At 30.8% G+C, this 24092-nt stretch carries 20 protein-coding genes; 2 read left to right on the plus strand and 18 right to left on the minus strand.

The annotated features are described in order from the left end of the window. Positions 1-14: 14 nt before the first annotated feature. The 8 genes from rsmG to deoC all read right to left on the minus strand — a co-directional run bounded on the left by rsmG (position 15) and on the right by deoC (position 8645). Positions 15-731 carry a 16S rRNA (guanine(527)-N(7))-methyltransferase RsmG gene (gene rsmG / locus MPTP_RS08220; RefSeq protein ID WP_013774658.1) on the minus strand — a complete coding sequence of 239 codons (717 nt, stop codon included), beginning with the start codon at positions 729-731 and terminating at the stop codon, positions 15-17. A 1053-nt stretch (positions 732-1784) separates the two neighbouring features. Further along, entirely contained in the window at positions 1785-2645 is an 861-nt protein-coding gene (locus MPTP_RS08225; RefSeq protein WP_013774659.1) for an ABC transporter substrate-binding protein, read from the minus strand. Positions 2646-2653: 8 nt separating this feature from the next. Next, positions 2654-2821, minus strand: coding sequence for a hypothetical protein (locus MPTP_RS09665; RefSeq protein WP_013774660.1), 168 nt, complete (start codon positions 2819-2821; stop codon positions 2654-2656). Positions 2822-3263: 442 nt separating this feature from the next. Next, entirely contained in the window at positions 3264-4454 is a 1191-nt protein-coding gene (locus MPTP_RS08230; protein WP_041363589.1) for a NupC/NupG family nucleoside CNT transporter, read from the minus strand. A gap of 54 nt (positions 4455-4508) precedes the next feature. Beyond that, positions 4509-5807 carry a pyrimidine-nucleoside phosphorylase gene (locus MPTP_RS08235; RefSeq protein ID WP_013774662.1) on the minus strand — a complete coding sequence of 433 codons (1299 nt, stop codon included), beginning with the start codon at positions 5805-5807 and terminating at the stop codon, positions 4509-4511. Beyond that, positions 5808-6755: a sugar-binding transcriptional regulator gene (locus tag MPTP_RS08240; RefSeq protein ID WP_013774663.1), complete on the minus strand. Its 948-nt coding sequence runs from the start codon at positions 6753-6755 to the stop codon at positions 5808-5810. It lies immediately after the preceding gene. Between the two features lie 24 nt (positions 6756-6779). Further along, positions 6780-7970 carry a phosphopentomutase gene (locus tag MPTP_RS08245; protein WP_013774664.1) on the minus strand — a complete coding sequence of 397 codons (1191 nt, stop codon included), beginning with the start codon at positions 7968-7970 and terminating at the stop codon, positions 6780-6782. 15 nt (positions 7971-7985) lie between these two features. Further along, positions 7986-8645 carry a deoxyribose-phosphate aldolase gene (deoC, locus tag MPTP_RS08250; RefSeq protein WP_013774665.1) on the minus strand — a complete coding sequence of 220 codons (660 nt, stop codon included), beginning with the start codon at positions 8643-8645 and terminating at the stop codon, positions 7986-7988. A 692-nt stretch (positions 8646-9337) separates the two neighbouring features. On the opposite strand from deoC, the gene aroD reads away from it, so the two are divergent. After that, a complete protein-coding gene (gene aroD / locus MPTP_RS08255) occupies positions 9338-10117 on the plus strand; it encodes a type I 3-dehydroquinate dehydratase (RefSeq protein ID WP_013774666.1) in 780 nt (259 codons plus the stop codon). 752 nt (positions 10118-10869) lie between these two features. Here the strand turns inward: aroD and MPTP_RS08260 are convergent. The 6 genes from MPTP_RS08260 to MPTP_RS08290 all read right to left on the minus strand — a co-directional run bounded on the left by MPTP_RS08260 (position 10870) and on the right by MPTP_RS08290 (position 20293). Beyond that, entirely contained in the window at positions 10870-11682 is an 813-nt protein-coding gene (locus MPTP_RS08260; protein WP_013774667.1) for an ABC transporter permease, read from the minus strand. Beyond that, entirely contained in the window at positions 11675-12610 is a 936-nt protein-coding gene (locus MPTP_RS08265) for an ABC transporter ATP-binding protein (protein WP_013774668.1), read from the minus strand. Before MPTP_RS08265 ends, MPTP_RS08260 begins: the two co-directional genes overlap by 8 nt. A gap of 1220 nt (positions 12611-13830) precedes the next feature. Beyond that, a complete protein-coding gene (mnmG, locus tag MPTP_RS08275; protein ID WP_013774669.1) occupies positions 13831-15729 on the minus strand; it encodes a tRNA uridine-5-carboxymethylaminomethyl(34) synthesis enzyme MnmG in 1899 nt (632 codons plus the stop codon). 15 nt (positions 15730-15744) lie between these two features. Next, positions 15745-17145 (minus strand): tRNA uridine-5-carboxymethylaminomethyl(34) synthesis GTPase MnmE, encoded by a 1401-nt coding sequence (gene mnmE, locus MPTP_RS08280; protein ID WP_013774670.1) that lies wholly within the window; start codon positions 17143-17145, stop codon positions 15745-15747. Positions 17146-17594: 449 nt separating this feature from the next. Further along, complete coding sequence (locus tag MPTP_RS08285) at positions 17595-17789, minus strand: LPXTG cell wall anchor domain-containing protein (protein WP_013774671.1); 195 nt, start codon at positions 17787-17789, stop codon at positions 17595-17597. A gap of 47 nt (positions 17790-17836) precedes the next feature. Further along, on the minus strand, positions 17837-20293 hold the full coding sequence (locus tag MPTP_RS08290; RefSeq protein WP_158309121.1) for an adhesive domain-containing protein: 2457 nt from the start codon (positions 20291-20293) through the stop codon (positions 17837-17839). Positions 20294-20620: 327 nt separating this feature from the next. Between MPTP_RS08290 and MPTP_RS08295 the strand changes: the two genes are divergently transcribed. Continuing rightward, positions 20621-20962: a hypothetical protein gene (locus tag MPTP_RS08295; RefSeq protein WP_013774673.1), complete on the plus strand. Its 342-nt coding sequence runs from the start codon at positions 20621-20623 to the stop codon at positions 20960-20962. Positions 20963-21343: 381 nt separating this feature from the next. Here MPTP_RS08295 and jag read toward each other — a convergent pair whose 3' ends face one another. The 4 genes from jag to rpmH all read right to left on the minus strand — a co-directional run bounded on the left by jag (position 21344) and on the right by rpmH (position 23647). Continuing rightward, entirely contained in the window at positions 21344-22108 is a 765-nt protein-coding gene (gene jag / locus MPTP_RS08300; protein WP_013774674.1) for an RNA-binding cell elongation regulator Jag/EloR, read from the minus strand. Between the two features lie 30 nt (positions 22109-22138). Then, positions 22139-22966 carry a YidC/Oxa1 family membrane protein insertase gene (locus tag MPTP_RS08305; protein ID WP_013774675.1) on the minus strand — a complete coding sequence of 276 codons (828 nt, stop codon included), beginning with the start codon at positions 22964-22966 and terminating at the stop codon, positions 22139-22141. Positions 22967-22981: 15 nt separating this feature from the next. Continuing rightward, positions 22982-23320 (minus strand): ribonuclease P protein component, encoded by a 339-nt coding sequence (gene rnpA / locus MPTP_RS08310; protein ID WP_013774676.1) that lies wholly within the window; start codon positions 23318-23320, stop codon positions 22982-22984. A gap of 192 nt (positions 23321-23512) precedes the next feature. Beyond that, positions 23513-23647, minus strand: a complete 135-nt coding sequence (gene rpmH, locus MPTP_RS08315; RefSeq protein ID WP_013774677.1) for a 50S ribosomal protein L34 — start codon at positions 23645-23647, stop codon at positions 23513-23515. Between the last annotated feature and the right edge of the window lie 445 nt (positions 23648-24092).

Raw genomic sequence — 24092 nt, forward strand, 5'->3', positions numbered from 1 at the left:
CATGTTCCTCCATTTTATTTAATCGGTTGTTTGTTAGGTAATCCTGATTTTCTCGGATATTTTTTAGGTGTTTCTTTCTTTTTTTGTATAACAATAATATGTCTTTCATCTTGAGTTATTGGAAGCTCAAAAGAAATTTCTTCTTGAATTTTACCACCTAAAACGGCAATGGCATTTTTTGCTTCTAACATCTCTTCTTCACCTCTAGCTGCTTTTGGTGCTAAAAAATAGCCCTCTTTTCTTACTAAAGGTAAACATAATTCACTCAATACATTTAAACGTGCAACAGCTCGAGCTGTAACATAGTCAAATTGTCCGCGAAATGTTGAATCCTGCCCAAATACTTCCGCTCTTTCATGGTAAAGGAATACATGGTCCATTTCCAGCTGGTTCACCAACTCAGTTAGAAAGGAAATACGTTTATTTAATGAATCAATAATTGTTATTTGTAAGTCTGGAAAAAGAATTTTTAAAGGGATGCTTGGAAATCCAGCACCTGCACCAATATCACAGAGTGAGTGTCTACCCTTAAAATTCGCAAAGAATGCAAGAGAAATAGAATCATAAAAATGTTTTAAATATACTGCTTCTTTATTCAAAATTGTTGTTAGATTCATCTTTTGGTTCCACTCAATTAAAAGTTTATAGTAGCTATCAAATTGCTTCATTTGATAGTCTGTTAATGCAATATTGCGTTCACTTAACAAACGCTTAAATTCTTCAGGTGTCATAGTTATCCCTTCCTTTTGTGAAACAAAAAATGTTTCACAATTATCTTCCTTTACTTTAACGCAAATCTTCGTTTCTTGCAATGGATTTTTAGATTTATTTCTAAGTGAAAAACTATTTTGCTAAACCTAATTATCCATCAACAATCTAATATAGATTAGAATGCAGTATAACTCTTAAATTATCTTCTATCTTTAACTTTTTTATAATAAATTTTTAAATTATTCGATAAAGTCTGTTGTCTAAAACTACTTTTTTACCTATCTAGCAAAAATATTTCTTTAATGAATAGATAAAATTGTAAATTAACAAACTTCTTATCATCAAACTAGGGAATAATTTTATAACTTTAATTAACTATTTCTATAAGAAACATTGAGAACGGAATAATTTCATCCTTAATCCAAATATCAAAAAAGAATATTATCTTTATTATTGATATAAATTTTTTATTTTTTGTATTTATATATGTAGTATTTTTATAAAGATATAACCAATCTATTTATTCAAAAGCTAGATAAAGATAATTACCTATTTCAACGGCATAGATAAAAACGAAAAGCAGACAAGATACAATTTTAAATACTATAATAGCATTTTTCTATCAATATTCGTTTCACGTGAAACATTATCTAATTAGTTACTTGAAGAAGTATTAGATTGTAGGATATTTTGTTTTAAATAAAGTTATTTTTATAACTAAAAATTTTTTTAATTATAAAAAATGTTTTTTTGTTTTATTAGGGAAAGAGAGAACAGTATTAAAAATAGCGATAATTTAACTTTTAGTTGCCTTCATTAACAGATTGACCCATCTAATAATAATTTTATTTTATCCAAATAAATACCCAGTGAATGAACAAAATGGGTAGAAGATTGCCTATAATAACAATCTTCTACCCATTTTATATAAAATTTTGTTTTTCTAATTTAGTTAACCTTTTATGATTCTCCACTTTAATGATGATCATAAAATATATTAAAAATTCAAATAACTCATTGAATTAGCAATTTTTAACAGATTTAATTATTAGTAATCATCCAAATATTTTGCACTAAAAGTAGGGCCAACCATAAGTCATTTTTATCATTTTATGGTTTTTAACAGGCGATATTCCCTTAACTGGTCCAAAATGACTTTCCATCAATTTACGTAGATCGTTAATATGTTTTCTATCACGCATAAAGGCATAAAAACCAACTGGATTTGTATTTGGGTGATTGCCAATCCAGGTTTCTTCTCCTAGGTCTATATCCTTTCTAACTGTATATTTACCTAAAGACTGTTGAAATTCCTTGCTTTGTATAAAGGCAAGAAATAGTTTAGCTGCTGCCTTATGTTTTGTTTGTTTAAACATGGCCATTCGTTGTGCCCAGGAAATAAAGAAGTCTTCTTCAGGTATATAGGAGATGGAAGGTTGTTCTGGTAAAGTTTCGTAGCCAGTTAAACAACCAAGAAACCCATTTCTGCCAACTAATAACGGCGGCACAGCCGTTCCTCTAAGAAGATAGGGTTTCAACCTAGCTAGATCTGAAATAAATCGTTCACCTCTTTGTTTAATCATTTGATCATAAACATACAAAACAGCATCATCGTCATGAGGATAGGTAGAAATTAATTTTCCTTGGTATTGTTCAGTTAATAGATCTTCTAGGTTTTTTGGTGGTTGATCAATCCCTAATTTGGCATATTGAGGTAGAAAAGCAAACATTTTAAACGCAGAGAAATAACCCTCATCATCTTTAAATTCATTTCGTACTTGTGAAAAACCTACCGGACGAAAAGGTTCTAATACTTCCATTTTTTTCCAATCTTCAAAATCGTTTGAGGTCTGTAACATTGTTATATCAGGTGTCAAATCACCATTTAATAATTCTTTATAAATTCTAACATCATGGATTTTGGATAACTCCACATAGATATCTAGACGGATCTTAGGAAATTTTTTAAAAAGGCTTTTGCGAGTGCATCTTGTTGATTCACTGCGTCACCACCCGCCCAAATAATTAATGATTCGCCGCTTCCTTCAAGTTCATCAATAGCCAACTGATATAATTCTTCCAATTCTTTATTTTCCATTTCAACCGCCATGTTCATTTCCTCCCAGTTAGATAATCAATTCCTTAATTTAGTAATAACCTAAATGAAGTATTTTTGCAAAAATTCCTCTCTATCTTCCTCTGTTTTTTATTTATTATTGTTTTTTCTTAACTTAATTTTTTAATATTTAAATAGTAGTATTCATTTTATATACGTTTTTTATCTTGTTAATTGTTACAAGTTAGGATAACAATATTCATTATGTTATAACATGAAAAATTGATAATTAGTCAGATTTTTTAAGCGTTATTATCCTCAATAAATAAATTAATTTTTATCTCTAAAATCAAAAAAATAAGAGATTCAATTTTACTTAAATTAGTAAAATTGAATCTCTTATTTGCTAATGGAAATAATTTTGATCAAACATAAAATAATTTAGTTACTAAATACTTAGAAATTTTTTTATGATTAAGCTAAATATTAACATTTATTAATAATATAAGCCTACAATCGTACCCGTTAAGATAGATGCCAATGTAGCCCCTAATAATAACTTCATTGAAAAATTCGCAACTGTTATACCTTGTTTAGAACTGATAGACTTAATAGAACCAGTAATAATTCCTACAACACTAAAATTAGCAAAAGAAACAAGGTAAGCTGAGATGATAGCATTTGCTTTTAAACTTAAGGTAGAGGACATATTATGCAGAGAACTCATAGCAACAAATTCATTGGTTAATAATTTTGTAGCCATCAAACTACCTACCTTAATACTGTCCTTTGTTGGTACACCCATTAAAAAAGCGATTGGAGAAAAAATATAGCCTAAAATTGTCGTAAAACTAATATTAAAAATAGCTACAAAAATGCTATTCAAAAAATTCACTAAAGCCACAAAACCAATCAACATTGCAGCCACTGTTACTGCTAACTTAAACCCATCTAAAATATAGTCTCCTAATACTTGAAAGAAAGATTCATGGTTTTTCTCTTCATTCTTACTCATTGGCATGGTATCATAATTCGATGCATTATACGGATTAATAATACAAGACACCATTAATGCAGAAAAAATATTTAAAAATACAGCTGGAACAACAAATTTATCTGGAATCAACTGCATATACGCTGCTAAAACGGAAGCAGATACAGCACTCATAGCAGAAGCACAAATAGTATATAAACGTTCCTCAGTTAATTTAGGAATGTCATCTTTAACTGTTAAAAATACCTCAGGTTGTCCTAAAATAGCTGTTGAAACAGCAAAATAACTTTCTAGTTCTCCCATACCAGCAATTTTATTTAAAGTCCAACCAATCCATTTAATAATAAAAGGTAATACCCTAATATAATTTAAAATTCCTACAAGAGCTGAGATAAATACAATCGGCATCAAAACATTCAAGAAAAATACAGATGTACCTTTTTGAACAACCAAACCACCAAAGACAAAATCAACGCCTGAAGCAGCTTGAAGCATTAACCAATTAAAAAAAATGGCTATTTTATCCATGACATAAACGCCACCAGTTGTATTTAAGCACAGAAAAGAAATAATTAATTGTAAAATAAACATAATTGCTATATTTTTAAATTTAATATGTTTTCGATCATTACTAATAAGCCAGCCAACTGAAAAGACTAATAGTAGTCCTGTTATTAGAAAAATAAATTGTATTTTACTCACTTCTTTCAATCGATGATTAGTTGTATTAGTTATTTATCTTGCTACCTATTCTATAATTTGATAAATCATTTTTGGTTTTTCAATTTTATCACCAATGATTATATTATCATAGAGCAATTGCTTAATCTCTTCAATATGTTCTCTATTGCTATAAATTGTCATTAAGGATTCGCCTTGTTCTACAGGATCCCCTATTTTCTTATGCAGTTCAAGCCCAACAGCATAATCTAATTGATCAACGGCTTTTTGCCGGCCACCACCTAATAACATACTTGCAATTCCAATTTTATCGGCAATGATTTGTGTGACATACCCGCTTTTTTCAGCTGGTAAATCAATTTTGTATGTTGCTTGAGGCATAATAGTATAATCGTCAATGACCGCTGAATTTCCACCTTGAGCTTTAATCATCGCTCGAAAACAATCCAAGGCTGTTCCGGAAGAAAGCGTATCTTCTAATAAAATTCTAGCTTCTTCATATGTTTGAGCTTTTCCTCCTAAAATGACCATATAACTTCCCAAAGTCAGCGTTAATTCACGTAAATCTTGTGGTCCCTTATTTTTCAAAAGATCAATGGATTCTTCTATTTCCAAAGAATTACCAATTTTATTTCCAAGTGGCTGATTCATATCTGAAATAACTGCTAAACAATTCATACCAACACTTTTACCAATTTCAACAAGGGCTTTTGCTAATTCAATAGACTTATCAAGTGTTTTCATGAAAGCACCTGTACCTGTTTTCACATCAATGACTAAAGCATCTGTACCTGAGGCAATCTTTTTACTCATAATCGAACTAGCAATCAAGGGTATGGAATCAACGGTGTCTGTAACATCTCTTAAAGCGTAGATTTTTTTATCTGCTGGCGCGATATTACCTGTTGCACCTATAATCGCTAATTTTTCGTTTTTCACTTGTTTAATAAAGTCTTCTTGACTCATCTCTACTTGATAACCAGGAATAGCTTCTAATTTATCTAATGTTCCACCAGTATGACCTAACCCACGACCAGATACCATAGGTACAGGAATACCTATAGCAGATACCATGGCAGCTAGTGGCAAACTAACTTTATCCCCTACTCCGCCTGTTGAGTGTTTATCCACTTTAATTCCCGGAATAGTTGAAAGATCTAGACGATCTCCAGATTCCAGCATTTTAATAGTCAAATTTTTTCTTTCATGAGTTGTCATGCCTTGAAAATAAATAGCCATCAACAAAGCGGTAATTTGATAGTCAGGAATATTTTCTGTTGTGACACCTTCTATAAAAAACTGTATTTCTTCTTCAGTTAGTTCGTTGCCATTCCGTTTTTTATCAATAACATCTACCATTCGCATTTAGTTTCCTCCTTTATGAGCTAAAGCGCTATCAAATATACCCAAATTTGCATAACCTGAAGATAAAACGGTATGCACACCAGCAACCTTTCCTAATCCACTGGCAATAATTATCGAGCTGTCTTTTGCTTTTAATTCCTCCAATTCAATTCCGATAGTTCGATTATTTAATTCGTTATTAACAATTTGTCCTTTACTATCAATAAAACGAGAAACAACATCACCCACAGCATGCAGTTGCAATTCAGCTTTTTGATCTTCGTTTAGATATCCTTGTTGAAAAAGCAAGGCTTCTTTTCGAACAGTTCCTACAGTAAACAAAGCAATATTGGCTTTTCTACCTAGTTCAAGCACATCTTTAATAAAACGATCTTGCTCAACCAGCTCTCTTGTCAGTTGATTATCAAAAATAGTTGGTAATGGCAGATAATTCGCTTTAGTATTAAATGCATACGCTAGCTCATTAATACTTTCATAGGCATAAGTCTCTTCACATTCACCAATACTAACACTTCCCTTTAATTGAACCACCCTTACATCCTTAACTGATTGTTTTTCTAGCTGATTTGTCACTGCATGAATTGTTTTTCCCCAACCAATTCCAATAATATCGCCCGGTTTTACTATCTTCATTAAATAATCAGCCGTATAAGCACCGACGCTATCAAAAATAGCGGTTTTATTACGATAATTTGTAGGAACAACCTTAATTGTTGCATGATATTTTTTATTTAAGAGATTTTCTAATTCTTTAGCATCTAACAAAGGATTCTCAATTTGAATTTTAACGAATCCTAATTGTTTTGCTTGCTGTAATAATCGTGAAACTGTGGGACGTGAGATCCCCAATTGGTTGGCAATCTCACTTTGTCCCTTATTTTCTTCATAATATAAATGGGCAGCCATTAAACTTTGCTTAATTTTTTCATCATTACTATTTTTAACCATTATGTCATCCTATTTATTTGCTTTTTAATTTAATTCCTTTAAAAAACTTGTACCTGTTTGGTTACTCATTGTTACGTTAAAATTGTCTAACACAGTTGCTCCAAAATCTGCAAATGTTTTTCTTGTTCCAAGACTAGCTGTTTCCTTCATACTTTGTGAATAAACAAGTAATGGTACATATTCACGAGTATGGTCTGTTCCTTTAAAGGTTGGATCATTCCCATGATCAGCGGTAATCAAAACCAAATCATCTTCTTTTAAATTATCTAGGACAGTACCCAAACGTTTATCAAAATCCATTAAGGCTTGCCCATCACCTAATGCATCTCTACGATGACCATACATTGAGTCAAAGTCCACCAAGTTTACAAAACAAAAACCAGTAAAATCTTCTTGCATAACTTGGTCTAGATGATCCATTCCATCCATATTGCTTTCATTGTGATAAACTGTATCTAAGCCATTACCAGAAAAAATATCATTAATTTTACCAATGCCAATAGTAGTAATATGGTTTTCTTGTAATACGTTTAATGCTGTTTTACTTGAAGGTTCTAATGAAAAATCATGACGGTTCGCTGTTCTGGTAAAATGTTCTTTATCAGGACCGACATATGGACGAGCAATAACACGTCCCATCAGGTATTCCGGCCCATTCACCAATTCACGTGCATAACGACAAATACGGTAAAGTTCATCTACTGGAATAATATCCTCATGAGCAGCAATTTGCAAAACAGAATCTCCAGAAGTATAAATAATTAAATCACCAGTTTTCATTTGATGTTCGCCTAATTCTTTAATAATTTCTGTTCCAGATGCAGGACGATTTCCTACAATTTTACGACCTGAAAATTTAGAAATTTTATCTAATAATTCTTTTGGAAAGCCATCTGGAAAAAAGCTTAATGGATGGGTAACTGGCAATTCCATCATTTCCCAATGACCATCTAAACTATCCTTACCAACAGAGACTTCTTGCATTTTTCCGTAATAGCCTATTGGTTTTTCTACGGCTGGTACTCCCTCAATCGCTATTTGACGTAAATTAGAAAGGCCCATTTTTTGTAAGTTAGGGATATGCAATTTCCCATTATAAAATTCGCCAATATGACCTAGAGTATCTGAGCCTACATCATCAAATTGAGCGGCATCAGCTGCTGCTCCTGTACCGATAGAGTCAAGAACAATGCCAAAAATTCTTTTGTATTTCATGAATGCTTTTCTCCTTTAAGCTAGAATTTGTTTGGTAGCACTAACACCAAGACGACTTGCGCCTGCCTCAATCATAGCAACTGCCTCATTATAATTATGAATACCACCGGAAGCTTTTACACCTAGACGATTACCAACCGTTTTACGCATTAAAGTAACATCATCTATTTTAGCTCCTGCTGAACTAAATCCTGTTGAGGTTTTTACATAATCTGCATCTGCATCTTCGGCTAATTGACAAGCTGTAACTATTTGATCATTTGTTAAATAAGACGTTTCTATAATTACTTTTAATAAATTATCTTTTTTATGAGTTTCCTCTGCAACCAATTTGATATCTTCCTTAACAAATGTCTCATTTCCACCAATTAATTCACCAATATTAATAACCATATCTACTTCTTTTGCACCATCATCTATGGCTATTCGTGTTTCAATTACTTTAGTAGCTGTTGAAGTTGCTCCTAGAGGAAAACCGACCACAACACAGGGAACGACCATACTGTCTCGTAATTGCGATGTAACTAACTTAATCCAGTGTGCATTTACACAAACAGAAGCAGTTTGATAGTCAAGTGCTTCTTTACAAATCGTTAAAATTTCTTCTTTTGTAGCATTTGGTTTCAAAAGTGTGTGATCTAAATATTTTGCCAATGCTTGCTTACTTATTTTCATAGATTGCAATCCCTTTCAATCGTTTCATTTATCATAAACTTTTATTTTACAATTGTAAAGTTATAAGGTGAAATTTTATTCAAAAAAACAATGAAAAATTTAATGCTTCATCTTTTACTAAAATATAATTCCTATTTTTTAATCTTCTCTTATACAAAACAGATCTGTTTTATATCATGTTAACTAGGCTATTAAACTATCTTTAATAAAAATAATAAATTTATTTTATATTTTATTAATAATAATTATCTAATTCGCTTATTTTAACCACTTAAAATTATTTATTATTTAAAAATGAAGTTATTAATAAAATAATTTAAAATATAAACTAACGAAATTGAAAATCATTCTAACTTAAGTAATTAATAATAATTAATTACTTAGTTTATAATTAACTAACTATTTTGATTTTAAATACACGACTAAAATAAAAAAAGATTTAATTTTAATAGAGGAATATTTCAAATATCTATTCAGAATAGGCATACTTGTCAATCAATGATAAAATAAAAGCGCTAAGAATAACTTTTTACTTTAAAAATTTTATGTATTACTGCTATTTTTATTAAGAAGAATTAATTAAAATTTAGGATTAAAATCATGCTTTAAATCAATTTATGCTAAATTTTTATTGATTGATTTTTTAATTTATATAAAAATTTTTATCTATCAAGAAAGAGAAGGCTTTTAAAATGGAGAATGTGAAGATTGGTCAAATTGTCATTGGTAAAGGTTTACCAAAAATCATTATGCCAATGGTTGGCCAAACAGAAAAAGAAATCTTAGAAGAAGCTAGGATGATCCAGCAAACTAAAGGTGACATTGCCGAATGGCGAATTGATTATTTTGAAAATGTTCAAATCCCAGAAACAGTTGCTAAGCTTTCTCATGCAATCAAAGCACTGTTAAAAAAGCCATTATTAATTACCTTTCGTAGTGTCAAGGAGGGAGGCCAGCAAGTCATTTCTGATCAAGAATATTTACATATTTATCAAATGATTATTCAATTAGGGAAATTTGATTTATTAGATATTGAATTTTCAATGCCAATTAGATATATTGATGCACTAATCTATCAAGCACATTTAGAAAAAATTAAAGTTATTATCAGCAATCATGAATTTGAACAAACACCTGCTCAAGAAGAGTTAATTAATCGCCTACAAAAAATGCAGAAAACCAAAGCAGATATCTGTAAAATAGCTGTAATGCCTCATTCTACGCAAGATGTTTTAACCTTACTACAAGCGACACAGATAATGAAAAAAAATCATGCCGACCGTCCGTTAATTGCATTATCAATGGGAACACTAGGAAAAATCAGCAGAATCGCCGGCCAACTCATCGGCTCTGATGCCACCTTTGGCATTATATCAAAATCTTCTGCTCCAGGACAATTACCAGTAACCGAATTACACAATATGATCAATTCTTTAAAAATAGATGAAGCCTATCTCACAAATAATGAATAGCTTTACAAAATGAATAACAATTTTATCTTAGGTATTTTACTATTTAAAACCTAACTGCCTATAAAAACTTTAGAATAAAGTCCTGATGATTTATCATTTAATATAAAATAATTCTAATTTGTTTCACATGAAACAAATAAATTTGTCCATAAATCTTCTTTATCTTGATATTTATTTTTTAGTATTTTCCAGATTCGATAGGTTAATAGCAACAATTTAAATTAGATTAATATTATTAATAATAGAAATGAAATTTTAAATACATTATAGGTATAACTCCTTTCCAATTGAACCAATAAGACTTATAGATACAAGCCGGCTAGGATTTGTATTGTTATCAAACTTTTTTAACCCAATCTCCATACTAATTCATAAATTATTTCAAAAAAAGAGAGAAATTTTCTCTCTCTCTTCTTTCAAAAATTAGTTTCAACGATAATTCATTCATGCCTATCTTCTCCTAAAGAGGGGGAATTTTATTCATATTGACTTTATCTATAATTACGGACAGGTAGAATTATAGTCACTAGTTCATACATCGTTATTGATTGTACTTATCTCTCTTTATATATTTTATATATTTTATTTACACATTTTTACTATCAAAAATTTGGATGAAAAATATGATTAAACTCCATTAAATGCTAGGTTTACTATCATACTAGTCTCATATACACAGTTACATCCCTTGTTATTCCTTTGGTATTAAGTAACTATTAACTTTCTCATTTTAAAATTTCCAATTTAAATGATCAACTATTTAAAATATATTTTTCTCTATTAAAATGCTTAGAAATGATCAAAAAAGCTATAATATCAATGATTACTAATAAAAGAGAAATGAATAAGCTAGCAATAGGACCTAATAATAGTGCCCCACTTGCTTGAGATATTAAACCACCAATAAGAGGCAAAATTAATATCATGGCAACCGATTGTGCCGACTTGCTCGTTTTTACATGTTGTGAGACTGAGATAATAAGAGCGATTGACAAAAATACAATAAGTGGATTTAACAGTAGAACAACGATTATCCAATTTAAATTTGGAAAGATAGCTTTGCCAAAAATAGGTAATCCCAGTGTATCAATCAATCCGCCATAGATAATCACAGATAGCCACGTGACTATCATTGCTGGAATGGCTGCTGCAAGAATTTTACCTAATATTAATTCTCTATTTGTTAATGGTGTATACAATAAACCCTCTATCGTCTTGTTTTCTCTTTCTCCCACAAAACTTGAGCTTGCAATGATGGTGGCAAGCATGACAGGTATCAATAAAAATAGGGGAATGAAAAAATACATCAAAATAGCATATAAAGGTTCACTGCCAGCATGAATACCTGTTGGAAAATGACTACTATTTAAATTTTTAATAAATGCATTGATTCCTCCTATACTATTAGTAAGTATGCTTTGAGTACCAAATATCAAAATAATTGAAGGCAAAATGAGACTAAAAATAATAGGTAGTACACATAAAGAAGCTAGAGTGGTTTTATCATTGACAATTTCTAATAAGTCTTTTTTCATTACGATCTTTACTCTTGTTAAATTAATCATTATCTATTCCACCTACAATCTTAAAATAAGCATCTTTAATCGTATGCTTGACTTCAAAAATAGTATTTACTTCTATATCTGATTTAACCAAACATTTTACAATTTGTGAGATCAGTATCTTTCCTGTAACAGACAGCCTAAAACCAGCTATTCTTGATGTGGCATGAATCGTTCCAAATCGTTTACAAATATTTATTGCTTTTTCTTTTGGAAATACTTCAAGCTCATAAATTGTTTCGGAAAATGTTCCACTGATTACTTCACTTGCACTTCCAGATTTAATTAATTGGCCAGTTTGAATAATTCCAATATCATCGGCAATTTCTTCAAGACCTTGCAATTGATGGGTACACATAATGATAGACATTCCTGAATCGTTGACCAGCTTATTTAGATAGGTAATGAGTTCTTCCATCGATTGTGGATCTAATCCAGAAGTAGGTTCATCTAAAATTAACAATTCAGGATGATGAAAAACAGCTCGAGCAATCGAAACTTTCTGACGCATTCCCTTACTCAACGTTCCTACCTTTGAATCAATCCGATCTTCTAGATTAAAGAAATTTAGAATCTCTTTAATTTGTTCTTTGCTATCCTCATTTTTAATTTGATACAATTGACCCCATAATTCTAGATTCTGCCTTATACTTAAATCTTCATATAAATTCCCATCATTTTGAACACCAATTTTTTGTCGCAATATATCGCCATTTTTTGGATTTAAGTCTGTATTGAATATTCTTATTTTACCTGTTTCAGGAATCAACAAACAAGTAATGAGTCGAACTGTTGTTGTTTTACCAGCACCATTAGGACCAAGTAAAGCAAACGTCCTTCCTTTTTCAACACTAAAGCTTAAATCATGGATAATTTCTCTAGAACCAATCGTTTTACTAACTTTTTCAACTTCAACAATTATAATAATCAACTCCTTTAATTTGCTTTTATTTTTCTAATTTAATTTAGCTCCTTTATAAGACATATAATTTATTAATTCTATTATTATTAATAATTAGAATAGCAATCTTATAAAATTACCAATAATCTTATTTTTAAAATTATTCGATTTTAATATTATAAATATAATGTTCGTTAGGTTTTTAATAAAATCTATCATTTTAGTAAATAACAGTTTTTCTTAATTAAGGATTGCTAATTCATTTATTACTCATTATTTGACTGTTATCATATGTTTAAAAAATTTAGAGATTAAAAGTTGATTCATTTAGAAATACTTTAGATTTAGTAATGTTTGTTCCCACTATCGATATCTTTTGACTTTGTTCATCAAATATATTTTTTTACCTTTTAAAGTATTTGTTTTAATAAATAGTAGAAGCCGTTCAACAAATGATCTATAGCTGAACTACGTAAATGTTTGTTAAAAAAATTGAAAAGGTATAATTATCTTGGTTTTAGCCATATTTATAAAAAACAATCTAGTAAGGTTAAGACAAAATACTAGAAATGATAAATGAATGCCTATATGATTACTTATTTTGATAGTCAATTATATATTATATTGAATATATAATTATCAAGTTAGGATACTTCATAATTAATTATATCATAAAGATATTTAGTGATAACATTTTATTAATGTCAAAATAATTCAAAAATTGTTTATCCAATTTAAATAGTCGCTATTTTCAAGTTTTTCCCTTAATAATCGTTAATCAAATACCTGAAATCCTTAAAAAGTAAAAAAACCATATTCTCAAAGAAAAAATTAAATAACCTCGGTATTTGAGATCAAAATTTCAATAAAAATGTGGTTTTTTGTAATTCTATATTAACAAATGGGAATTAGTATTTATATAATTCTTATACTGATAACAGGGTGAAAAAAGTCAAAAACATTTTTCCTAACATGAAAATTATCAAAGTTCATGGTTTTTGCAATACAAATACTCCATCGCTCTTTGAAAAAAATATGGGCATCAAAAATAATTCACAAAGACTTGATCATAAATCAATAAAAGATACAACCTATATCTATATTAAAGTCACTCCAACTAAACAAAATGAACCTTCTAAAAACCTTATCCAATATATAGATTTTAATTTACAATTTGGTATAATTAATATATACTCAATCACAATTTATCAGTTTAGCAATTGGATAAAGACGTTGATTTAATAAAGTTTTTATGATTTTACTTTCGCAATTTTTCCTTGTTCGATATAAACCATTAAAATACTTAGGTCTGCTGGGTTAACGCCACTGATTCGGCTAGCTTGTGCCATAGTTTCAGGTTGAATTTTTTGTAGTTTTTGCTTAGCTTCTGTTGCTAGCCCATTAATAGCATAGTAATCAATATTTTCTGGAATTCGCTTTGCTTCCATTCGTTTTAATTTATCGACCTTTTCAACTGCCTTTTTAATATAGCCCTCATATTTGATTTGGATTTCCACTTGTTCAATAACTTTATCATTTAAAGTTTGATCACTATTTGGAATAAATTGTTGAAGATCGTGGAAATTTATTTCTGGTCGTTTTAAGAAATCACTAGCAAGTAGACTGTCTTTCAAAGGAACACTTCCTTTTTCCGTTAAGAATTGTTGAACATCATCTGTTGGTTTAATTCTAGTTGTTTGTAAAAAAGCAATTTCTTTTTCAATTGTTGCCTTTTTGATTAAATACTCTTGATATTGCTCTTCTTTCACTAATCCCATGGCATATCCTTTTTCCGTTAGTCGTAGATCAGCATTATCATGTCTTAATAATAAACGATATTCAGCTCTTGAGGTAAGTAATCGATAAGGTTCATTTGTGCCTTTTGTCACTAAGTCATCAATCATTACACCAATATAGCCATCACTTCGTTTCATAATAAAAGGTGCCTTGCCTTTTATCTTAAGTGCTGCATTAATGCCTGCCATTAATCCTTGACCAGCTGCTTCTTCGTAACCGCTTGTTCCATTTGTTTGACCTGCTGTATATAAATTATTAATTATTTTTGTCTCAAGGGTAGGTCGTAATTGATGAGGAACAACTACATCATATTCAATAGCATAACCAGTACGCATCATTTCAGCTTTTTCCAAACCATCAATTGAATGTAAAACATTCGTTTGAACGTCTTCTGGTAATGAAGTAGACAGTCCTTGTACATAGACTTCTTCTGTATTCAATCCCTCTGGTTCCAAGAATAATTGGTGACGAGATTTATCTTCAAAACGAACAATCTTATCTTCAATAGAAGGACAATATCTGGCACCCACACCTTCTACAATCCCAGTAAACATGGGTGCTCTATGTAAATTTTTACGAATAATCTCATGTGTCATCTCGTTCGTATAAGTTAACCAGCAAGAACGTTGTTCTTTGCTATAAGCTTCTTCTTTAGTACGATAACTAAAATAATTAATTGCTTTATCACCAGCTTGTTCCTCTGTTGCATTATAATCAATAGTACTTGATTTAACACGTGGTGGTGTTCCGGTTTTAAAACGAGCAATTTCAAAACCAAGTTCTTTTAAATGATTCGCTAATCCAACAGAAGGTTGTGAGTTGTTTGGTCCTGAAGAGTATTTTAATTCACCAATAATGATTTCTCCACGAAGAGACGTACCAGCCGTAATAATCACTGCCTGACTTTGATAAATAGCACCAGTTGAAGTGATAACACCCTTACAAATTCCGTCTTCTACTACGAGTTGCTCAACAATTCCTTGTCGTAAAGTTAGATTTTTTTCTTTTTCGATGGTTTTTTTCATTTCTGTCGCATACTCTTGTTTGTCCGCCTGTGCACGCAGCGCACGTACTGCTGGTCCTTTTCCTGTATTTAACATACGCATTTGAATTGAAGTTTTATCAATATTTCGACCCATTTCTCCACCTAGTGCGTCGATTTCTCTAACTACTACTCCCTTAGCCGGTCCACCTACCGATGGATTACATGGCATAAAGGCAACCATATCTAAATTAATTGTTAGTAATAAAGTTTTACAGCCCATTCGTGCAGCAGAAAGTGCCGCTTCTGAGCCAGCATGACCAGCACCAACAACAATTACATCATAAGTATCTGCTTGAAATTGTTCCATAATAAACTCTCCCTTCTATTTGCCCAGACAAAATTGACTAAATAATTGTGTGATCAATTCATCCTGAACACTGTCACCAACAATTTCACCTAAGAAATCCCAACAACGTGTCATGTCTATTTGAACTAAATCCACTGGCATTTCCTTTTCTATTCCATGAATCACTTCATCCAAAGCAGATAAAGCTTGCTCCAATAAATAAATATGACGTGTATTTGATAGATAGGTAGCATCCTTTGCTTCCGTTTGTCCATTAAAAAATAAATTTGCTATTTCTATTTCTAGTTTATCTATTCCTTCACTTGATAAAACAGATACTGGTAAAAGTTCCTCTTGATCAGAAAGAAAACTTCGCAATTTTTCTTTCTCTAGTTGGTTAGGTAAATCCATTTTATTTAGTAGGATAATTCGTTTTAACCCACCTGTCATTTCAAGTAATTGTTGATCTTCATTCGTTAGCTCTTCACTTTGATTTAAGACTAGTACAATTAAATCTGCTGTTTGTAAAGCTTGGCGACTTTTTTCAACACCAATTTTTTCTACAATGTCTTCTGTTTCATGAATACCTGCTGTATCGACCAACTTTAATGGAATACCACGAAGATTAATATATTCTTCAATTGTGTCACGCGTAGTACCAGCAACGTCTGTTACAATAGCTTTTTCTTCTTTAAGAAGATGATTAAGTAAGCTGGATTTCCCTACATTTGGACGACCAACGATAACGGTACTTAATCCCTCACGAAGAATTTTTCCTTGTTGAGCAGTCATTAATAATTGCTGGATTTGTTTTTTTACTGATGTTGCTTTTTCTAGTAATAACCGGGTGGTTAATTCTTCGACATCATCGTATTCAGGATAATCAATATTGACTTCAACTTGAGCTAACGTTTCCAGAATTTCTTGTCTTAACGAACGAATTAAATTGGATAGACTACCATCTAACTGATTAAGTGCCATACTCATTGCCTTATCTGTTTTTGAACGGATCAAATCCATGACTGCTTCTGCTTGTGATAAATCAATCCGTCCGTTCAAGAATGCTCGTTTGGTGAATTCTCCTGGTTCTGCTAACCGAGCACCTTCATGTAATATTAATTGTAGCAACTTGTTAACAACAATCATTCCACCGTGACAATTGATTTCTACCACGTCTTCGCAGGTAAATGTTTTAGGTGCTCGCATCACTGACACCATTACCTCATCGACAACCTTATTTTTTTTAGGATCAATAATATGACCATAATGAATAGTATGCGTAGCAACATCTTTCAGTTTTTTATTACCTGCTTGGTAAATTTTATCTGCAATTTTAACGGCATCTTTTCCACTTAAACGAACAATACTAATCGCTCCCTCACCAGGTGGTGTAGAGATAGCAGCAATAGTATCTAATTCTAAAGCTATTTGTTGCATAGTGATAATTCCTTTCTATTTTATTTTTACAACAAAAAAAGCGCCTATTCCCACCCTAATTTAGGTTGGATTAGCACTTTCACTGCTTGTCCGATATCTTCTTGGGTTAGGATAGCATAATTTTATTGAATTATCAATCCTTCTTAAAAATTTATTCACTTTATCTTTCAATCGCTGAAACAATTGATTGAACTAGATAATAATGTTAAAATGATAAGCTATATTGATTTTTATTCAGTTTTTCATTTATATTGAAAAATGGGTAAATAGTTTATTATCTTAATTCAAATTATTCCTTTTATAATTAAAAGGAATTTAACAAAAACAACCTTATAAATGAACAAACAAGCTTAAAGGGTAAATTTTTAATTTACCCTTTAAGCTAAATACTAGCTAAATTTAACATCATTCCTGTTTTACTTTTCACTTGTTTTACTCAATTGAATAAGTTATTCTTTTTTCTCTTTTCGTTTAACTAACCCAATTTCCGCCATTGCAGCTAGTAAAATACCTAATAATCCAGTAGCATTTTTGACTTTTTCACCAGTATTTGGATAGGTATTTCTATCTGAATCAGAAAAGTTGGTTTGATCCACAATTGGTAAACCATTACGTCCTAATTTTAATCCATTGGTAGCCGCCATGTCATTACAAGATTTATTATTCGTTGGATGGACGCCATTAATTCCAGTTAGCCAGATCCATTGCCAATTGGTAAGCCATTTGATCCATCACCGCCCATATTACCACTATCATTACCATTGTTAATTGGATACTTTGGTAATTTAAATGAAGTTTGACTTTCATTACCTTCTTTATTTCTACTTATAATTACTAAGGTATCTCCTGGTTTTACCTTGCCTGCTGGAATGGTTATTCGATAGTTTCCATTAGCATCTGCTTTTCCAGTAGCAAGTAGATTTCCTTGTCCATCCCTAATTTCAACGATTGCATAAGGATCTGTTTTTCCTGTTATGGTATAGCCGTCTTTACTGTTTCCTGTAACTCCTCCCACGGTTGGTGGTGCTGGAGTAGTTGAATCTGCTGGTGTTTTAATACTTATTGCAGAACTTTCATTGTCATCTTTGTCTTTACTTATTACTTGTAGGGTATCTCCTGGTTTAACAGCTCCAGCTGGAATCGTTACTTTATAGTTTCCCTGGTCATCTGCTGTTCCAGAACCTACTACTTTTCCTGTTGAGTCTTTTATAATTACAGTATTTCCTGGATCGGTTTTTCCGGTTACTGTATAGCCGTCTTTGCTATTCCCCTTTATTGGATCCACAGTTGGTGTTGAAACCGTCGGATCTGTTGGTGTTTTAATATTTGTTGCTGGACTTTCATTCCCTGCCGCATCTTTACTTGTTACTTGTAAGGCATCTCCTGGTTTTACAGTTCCAGCTGGAATAGTTACTGTATAATTTCCCTGATCATCTGCTGTTGCTGTACCTACAGCATTCCCTTGGGGATCTTTGACACTTACAGTATTTCCTGGATCGGTTTTTTCTGTTACTATATAGCCATCTTTACTATTTCCTGTAATTCCTCCCACGGTTGGTGCTGTTGGTGCATTGTCATTTGGTACTTGAGTGGTTGTTGCTGTACTTTCATTTCCCGCTGCATCTTTACTTGTTACCTGTAATGAATCTCCTGGGTTAACTTGTCCAGCTGGAATCGTTGCTGTATAGTTTCCTTGATCATCCGCTGTGGCCGTACCTACAACGTTCCCTTGAGGATCTTTGACACTTACGGTATTTCCTGGATCGGTTTTTCCTGTTACCGTGTAGCCATCTTTACTATTTCCATCTATCGCATCTACAGTTGGTTGTGCAACTGTTGTTGGATCTGCTGGTGTTGTAAATCCTACCGGACTACTTTCATTATTATTACTATCTTTTGCTATTGCACTCAATGATTCATTTGCTGTTGCCTTTCCAGCTGGAATATTAATAGAAAAATTACCATTCGCATCTACTGTACCATTTCCAATAACTTCATTTTGTTGATTACGAATTTCTACTGTATTGCCTGGTGTTGCTTTTCCGGCTACTACGTATCCTGTTTTTGAATCTCCTGTAACTGAGTTAATTGTTGGTGTCGTTACAGTAGATTGCTTTGGACCATAATAAATAAATGTTGTACCATTCCCCGTTGAAATTAGACTGGCATCAATCTGATCTGACTTGACTACAGAACCTACAAATTTTGCATCAACATTTTTACTCAACTCAAAAGCAGTATCACTTGGTGGAGAAACTAGAGTTGGCAATGTAACCGTTGTTCCACCTAAAACTGAGGCATCTGCTAATTGATTAATTGCAGATCCTCCTGCACTGATAAGTGGTAATACTGCTTTAACTGCTAAATTGACAGTTCCCTTAACTGGTGTTAGCGCCGCATTAATTGCTGTAGCAGTAGCGCCTCCTACAATCCCAGTTCCCTTGGCAGTTAAAGCTTGGACAGCAGCATCATAATCATTTAGAGCATTTGTGATATTTTGAGAAACCACAAGTCCTAAGCCATCATCAATATTGGCACTGATATAAGTACCATCACTTGCTTCTACCATGTTTTCATTAAACGTTGCAGTTCCCAAATTTTTAAGATTATTAAAAGCATCTAATTTTTGATTTACTTCATCAAAATTAATGGTAACATTTGACAATTCACCATAATCACCACTAGCAATTTTACTTATTATATTACTTATTTGTTCCATGGCATTAATAGCATCATTCAATACTTGAATCTCTGATAATTTTATTGTTAAATTTGTAACAATTGTTGCTTGACCATTTGGTGTGACCTTACCATTCATTTCTGTTGGAATGGTTAAAACAGCTTGTTTTTTACCACTTGTTATAACCGAAGCATCAACTAATTCTTTTCCAGTAATTTGAAAATTTACAGCTTTGTTTACATCATCTGACGTCCAGCGTGCATTTTCGGTGTTTCCACTTGTGTTAGATGCTTTAATATCAGATAGTATTTCCATATCTAATACTGCAGCTGAAGAAATAATTGCATTTTGGGATAGACTAATAGCGATTGGTACTGCACAAGATGTAAAAAGCAATCCACTTGAAATAGCTATATTTGCTATTTTTCGTTTGGTGATCCTTTTTTGTTGATTTTTTTTTACTATCAAAAATTCTTTCAATATATTTTTTCATTACTCTCCTCCTAGATTTATACTTTTTTAAAAAGGTAGTTAAATTAAAAAATATTTCTATTAAAGATTTTAGTATGTTTTTATTTTTTTGAAAATATTAACCTTTCTAAATAGATAAAAATAATATAAGTAATAAATTGATAGAATTTTAATAAAAAAATTCTTTGTTATACCGATTAATTAATAAAGTTTAGTAATTAGGTTATAGGGTTATAACATTGCATAGTTTTTGCTTTTCTTTATTTTTCTTTCTAGAATTAGAAGCAAATACCTATCTATTATAGAAATCGGAGGATTTGAAGAATGGAGTCATCAAATGAAAATAACAAGGATGTTTCATCGATTGAGGAAAAATTCCAATCTATTCTTTTATCAACTGGTAATATTAATCGAGAATATTTAATTCGTGATATCATTTTTGCTACAGATCGAGTATTTGCCGATTTATATGCTTCTAAAACCAATCCGAACGATGTGTTTAAACGTATTTATTTTCAATTAAAAGAAATTGCCTATTCTTATAAAGCAGACGCAGTAATTAATTGTCATTTTGAACAGCGCTCAGCTTTATATGAAGGTGAAAAAGTAACAGAAATTTTTGCTTATGGTACAGTTATACAATTTACTCAAACAACATTTGCTTAATGTCCAGTAAAAAGATAAAACAAAAAAACCTGACTTTTTAAAAGTCAGGTTTTTTAGAAGCCATAAATTACTTAAGCTACTTTATCATCGTATTTTACTTTGATAAGAATGATTTCGTATTAAAATATACTTGGTTTACTCTTTTTTGTCAATCCTTTTATAGAACAAAACTAAGTAAAACTAGATGCGTTAAACGAATAATTCGTTTATGATTTAATTCAATAATATTGAATGTTTTAAATGATATTAAATTTCTATATCCACCTATTTAGTTCATATCACTTCATTTTCCGATATTGTTAAATTATCATTGCAATCTATTCCAGTTTTATTTTTGCTATTTACTTAATATTTTTATTAACTAACAGAATTAGAATTTTGCTATCTTTTTTCTTCTCTTAAATCAATAACCAAATAACGATAAGGTTCTTTGCCTTTCGAATACGTTTGAATATCAGGATTAGTACTTAATATGGAATGGATTTGTTTTCTTTCAAACGCTGGCATTGGTTCTAATGCCATTGGTTTTCCTGTTTTTTGTACTTTTTGAGCTGATCGTTGTGCTAATTTTTGCAGAATTTCTTTTTGTTTTGTTCTATAATCTCCTACATTCACAACAATAGATAACTTATTTACGGCTATCCGATGAATAAATATCTGAGCTAAATATTGAAGTGCATTTAAAATTTTTCCATGCTTACCAATTAACATGCCAGGTTTATCGGTATCTAAATTAAAAATAAACACTTCGTCTTCTTTTTCAACTCTTACTAATGAAGAGGCATTTAATTCTTTTGTTATATTTGTTAGGTAGATAGCTAATTCTTTAATCGCTTGCTCATTTTCTAAGTTTTTTACATCTTTTTTGATCGGCTTTTTAGTTTGCAATTCTTCATGGATATCTTGTTCTCTTTTTTCTTCTTTGTTGGTTGTAATAACTGTATCAATCGTTTCTTCAATTGCCTCTGTAATTTGTTGATCAACGGTAGGTTCAATAGACACTCGAGCAGGTTTACTTAAAAAACCAAGAAATCCTTTTTTATTTTCATTTAATACATCAATAGTTACTTCTTCTTTTTTTAGTCCCAATTCGTGTAATCCTTTAATAATTGCTTTTTCTACCGTATCACCTTCATACATAGGCATTTTAAATTCCCCCTTTATTTTATCTTTTCTCTATTTTTTTCTTATTTTCTTTTTAGGATTTTTTGCTTTTTTTAATGCTTTTTCTTTTTCTCTTAATTTTTTTGCTTCCTCTTCACGTTCTCTACGAATTTTAAACGGATTATTAAGTACTAATGTTTGACCGGCCTGAAAAGCATTAGAAACTGTCCAATATAAAGATAGGCCACTAGCTAATTGAATTCCCATTAAAAAAATCATTACAGGCATGAAAAAATTCATAATTTTTAAAGAGATATTTGATTCTAATTGACTCATATTTGATAAATATGTACTAGCAAAAGTAAAGACAGCTGCTAAAATCGGTAATATTAGATATGGATCAGGTTTATTTAATGCTAACCACATAAAATTTCCCTGCTTTAACTCTGGAATACGAGAAATAGCTTGATATAAAGCCATCAAAATAGGCATCTGAACCAATAAAGGTAAACACCCAGCATAAGGATTTACATTATTTTCTGTATATAATCGCTGTTGTTCATCTCTAAATAAACGTTGTGTTTCCGGATCCTTTGATGAATACTTTTGTTGCAATTTTTTAAGTTGCGGTTGAATATCCTGCATTTTACGCATACTTTTGGTTTGAAAATACATAAGTGGTAATAAAATAACACGAATAACAATGGTAAAGAAAACAATTCCTATACCTATATTTCTATTCAATGATAAAAACTGAATCGCTTTGGCAAAATAAAAAACGATATAACGATCCCAAATTCCAGTACTGTCCTTAGTAATTGGCGATGTTCCACAGGCAGATAAAACAAACAAAACAGCCGCCAAGCTTATTATCAATAGTAAATGTTTACGTTTTTTCACTGCTTTTTTCCTCTCTTATTTTAAAATATTTGCAAGTTTTAAAATGTGAATTAAATTTATTCTAACTTCTTCTGAAGTTAAATTTTGAACCCCCGGTCTAGCTATAATGATGAAATCATATTCAGAAAGAATTTGTTCTTTCAGTTGATAAATAGACATGCGGATTTTTCGTTTAACTGAATTTCTAACAACCGCATTCCCAACTTTTTTTCCAACAGAAATTCCAACTCTAAAATGTTTTTGTTCAGGTTTTTCTAGCGAATAAACAACAAATCTTTTATTGGCACAAGAATTTTTTGCATAAAATACTTTTTGAAAATCTTTTTCACTTTTTACACGATAAGCTTTTTTCATATACGTCTTTCCGTTTCATTTTTTACTTACTATACAATAATAGCATAGACAAGTACATTTTTTTCCAACTTTTCAGCAATAATCTAAAATTTTATTGAGAATAAAACAAAAAAACTCTTAATTCTCTTCAGCTTCAGTACTAAAAAGATAGTTAAGAGTTTCTAACAAACTAATAAATTATTAAAAATTAGACTAAGCAGCAAGTGCTTTTCTACCTTTACGACGTCTGCTTGCTAATACATGACGACCATTTTTTGTACTCATACGTTTACGAAAACCATGAACTTTTTGATGCTTGCGTTTGTTTGGTTGATACGTTCTTTTCATATCATCCACCTCCTAAAAATTACAATTTATCCGTCAAACTATAGACATACTTTGTTAGTATAACGAGTAATTATAGTATTTGTCAATAAAATTACTGAATTATTTTTTTTTAAATTTATAAAAATTATCCACAAGAAATAAACACTTTTATTTGTATTGTGGATAATAATTTTTTATTTCAATTTTCTTATTGCTATTTTTAGATGTTTTTCCACAAAAAAACATATTGTTAAAAAGTTATTAACAGTGCTGCATAACTCTGTGGAAAACTCAATAAAACCTTATATAGTATCCTTTTTTATAAAAATAGAATCTGTGGAAAAGGTTTTAAAAATAATCAAAATTCACATTTTTTGTTTTATTGTGGAAATTTTTTTTATACAATGTTAATATTTTTCCACAGCACTCATTTAGTTGTGGAAAAATATTTAAAAAAATGCTAAAA

The organism is Melissococcus plutonius ATCC 35311 (genome assembly GCF_000270185.1).
Classification (GTDB): Bacteria; Bacillota; Bacilli; order Lactobacillales; family Enterococcaceae; genus Melissococcus; species Melissococcus plutonius.

Bases quoted from the DNA above. Each gene is read 5' to 3' on its own strand.
- deoC (WP_013774665.1), bottom strand. From the start codon at position 8,645: ATGAAAATAAGTAAGCAAGCATTGGCAAAATATTTAGATCACACACTT.
- MPTP_RS08240 (WP_013774663.1), bottom strand. From the start codon at position 6,755: ATGGTTAAAAATAGTAATGATGAAAAAATTAAGCAAAGTTTAATGGCT.
- rsmG (WP_013774658.1), bottom strand. From the start codon at position 731: ATGACACCTGAAGAATTTAAGCGTTTGTTAAGTGAACGCAATATTGCA.
- aroD (WP_013774666.1), top strand. From the start codon at position 9,338: ATGGAGAATGTGAAGATTGGTCAAATTGTCATTGGTAAAGGTTTACCA.
- MPTP_RS08245 (WP_013774664.1), bottom strand. From the start codon at position 7,970: ATGAAATACAAAAGAATTTTTGGCATTGTTCTTGACTCTATCGGTACA.
- mnmE (WP_013774670.1), bottom strand. From the start codon at position 17,145: ATGCAACAAATAGCTTTAGAATTAGATACTATTGCTGCTATCTCTACA.
- mnmG (WP_013774669.1), bottom strand. From the start codon at position 15,729: ATGGAACAATTTCAAGCAGATACTTATGATGTAATTGTTGTTGGTGCT.
- rpmH (WP_013774677.1), bottom strand. From the start codon at position 23,647: ATGAAAAGAACGTATCAACCAAACAAACGCAAGCATCAAAAAGTTCAT.
- MPTP_RS08295 (WP_013774673.1), top strand. From the start codon at position 20,621: ATGGAGTCATCAAATGAAAATAACAAGGATGTTTCATCGATTGAGGAA.
- MPTP_RS08260 (WP_013774667.1), bottom strand. From the start codon at position 11,682: ATGATTAATTTAACAAGAGTAAAGATCGTAATGAAAAAAGACTTATTA.
- MPTP_RS08285 (WP_013774671.1), bottom strand. From the start codon at position 17,789: ATGGCGGCTACCAATGGATTAAAATTAGGACGTAATGGTTTACCAATT.
- MPTP_RS09665 (WP_013774660.1), bottom strand. From the start codon at position 2,821: ATGGCGGTTGAAATGGAAAATAAAGAATTGGAAGAATTATATCAGTTG.
- jag (WP_013774674.1), bottom strand. From the start codon at position 22,108: ATGCCTATGTATGAAGGTGATACGGTAGAAAAAGCAATTATTAAAGGA.
- rnpA (WP_013774676.1), bottom strand. From the start codon at position 23,320: ATGAAAAAAGCTTATCGTGTAAAAAGTGAAAAAGATTTTCAAAAAGTA.
- MPTP_RS08235 (WP_013774662.1), bottom strand. From the start codon at position 5,807: ATGCGAATGGTAGATGTTATTGATAAAAAACGGAATGGCAACGAACTA.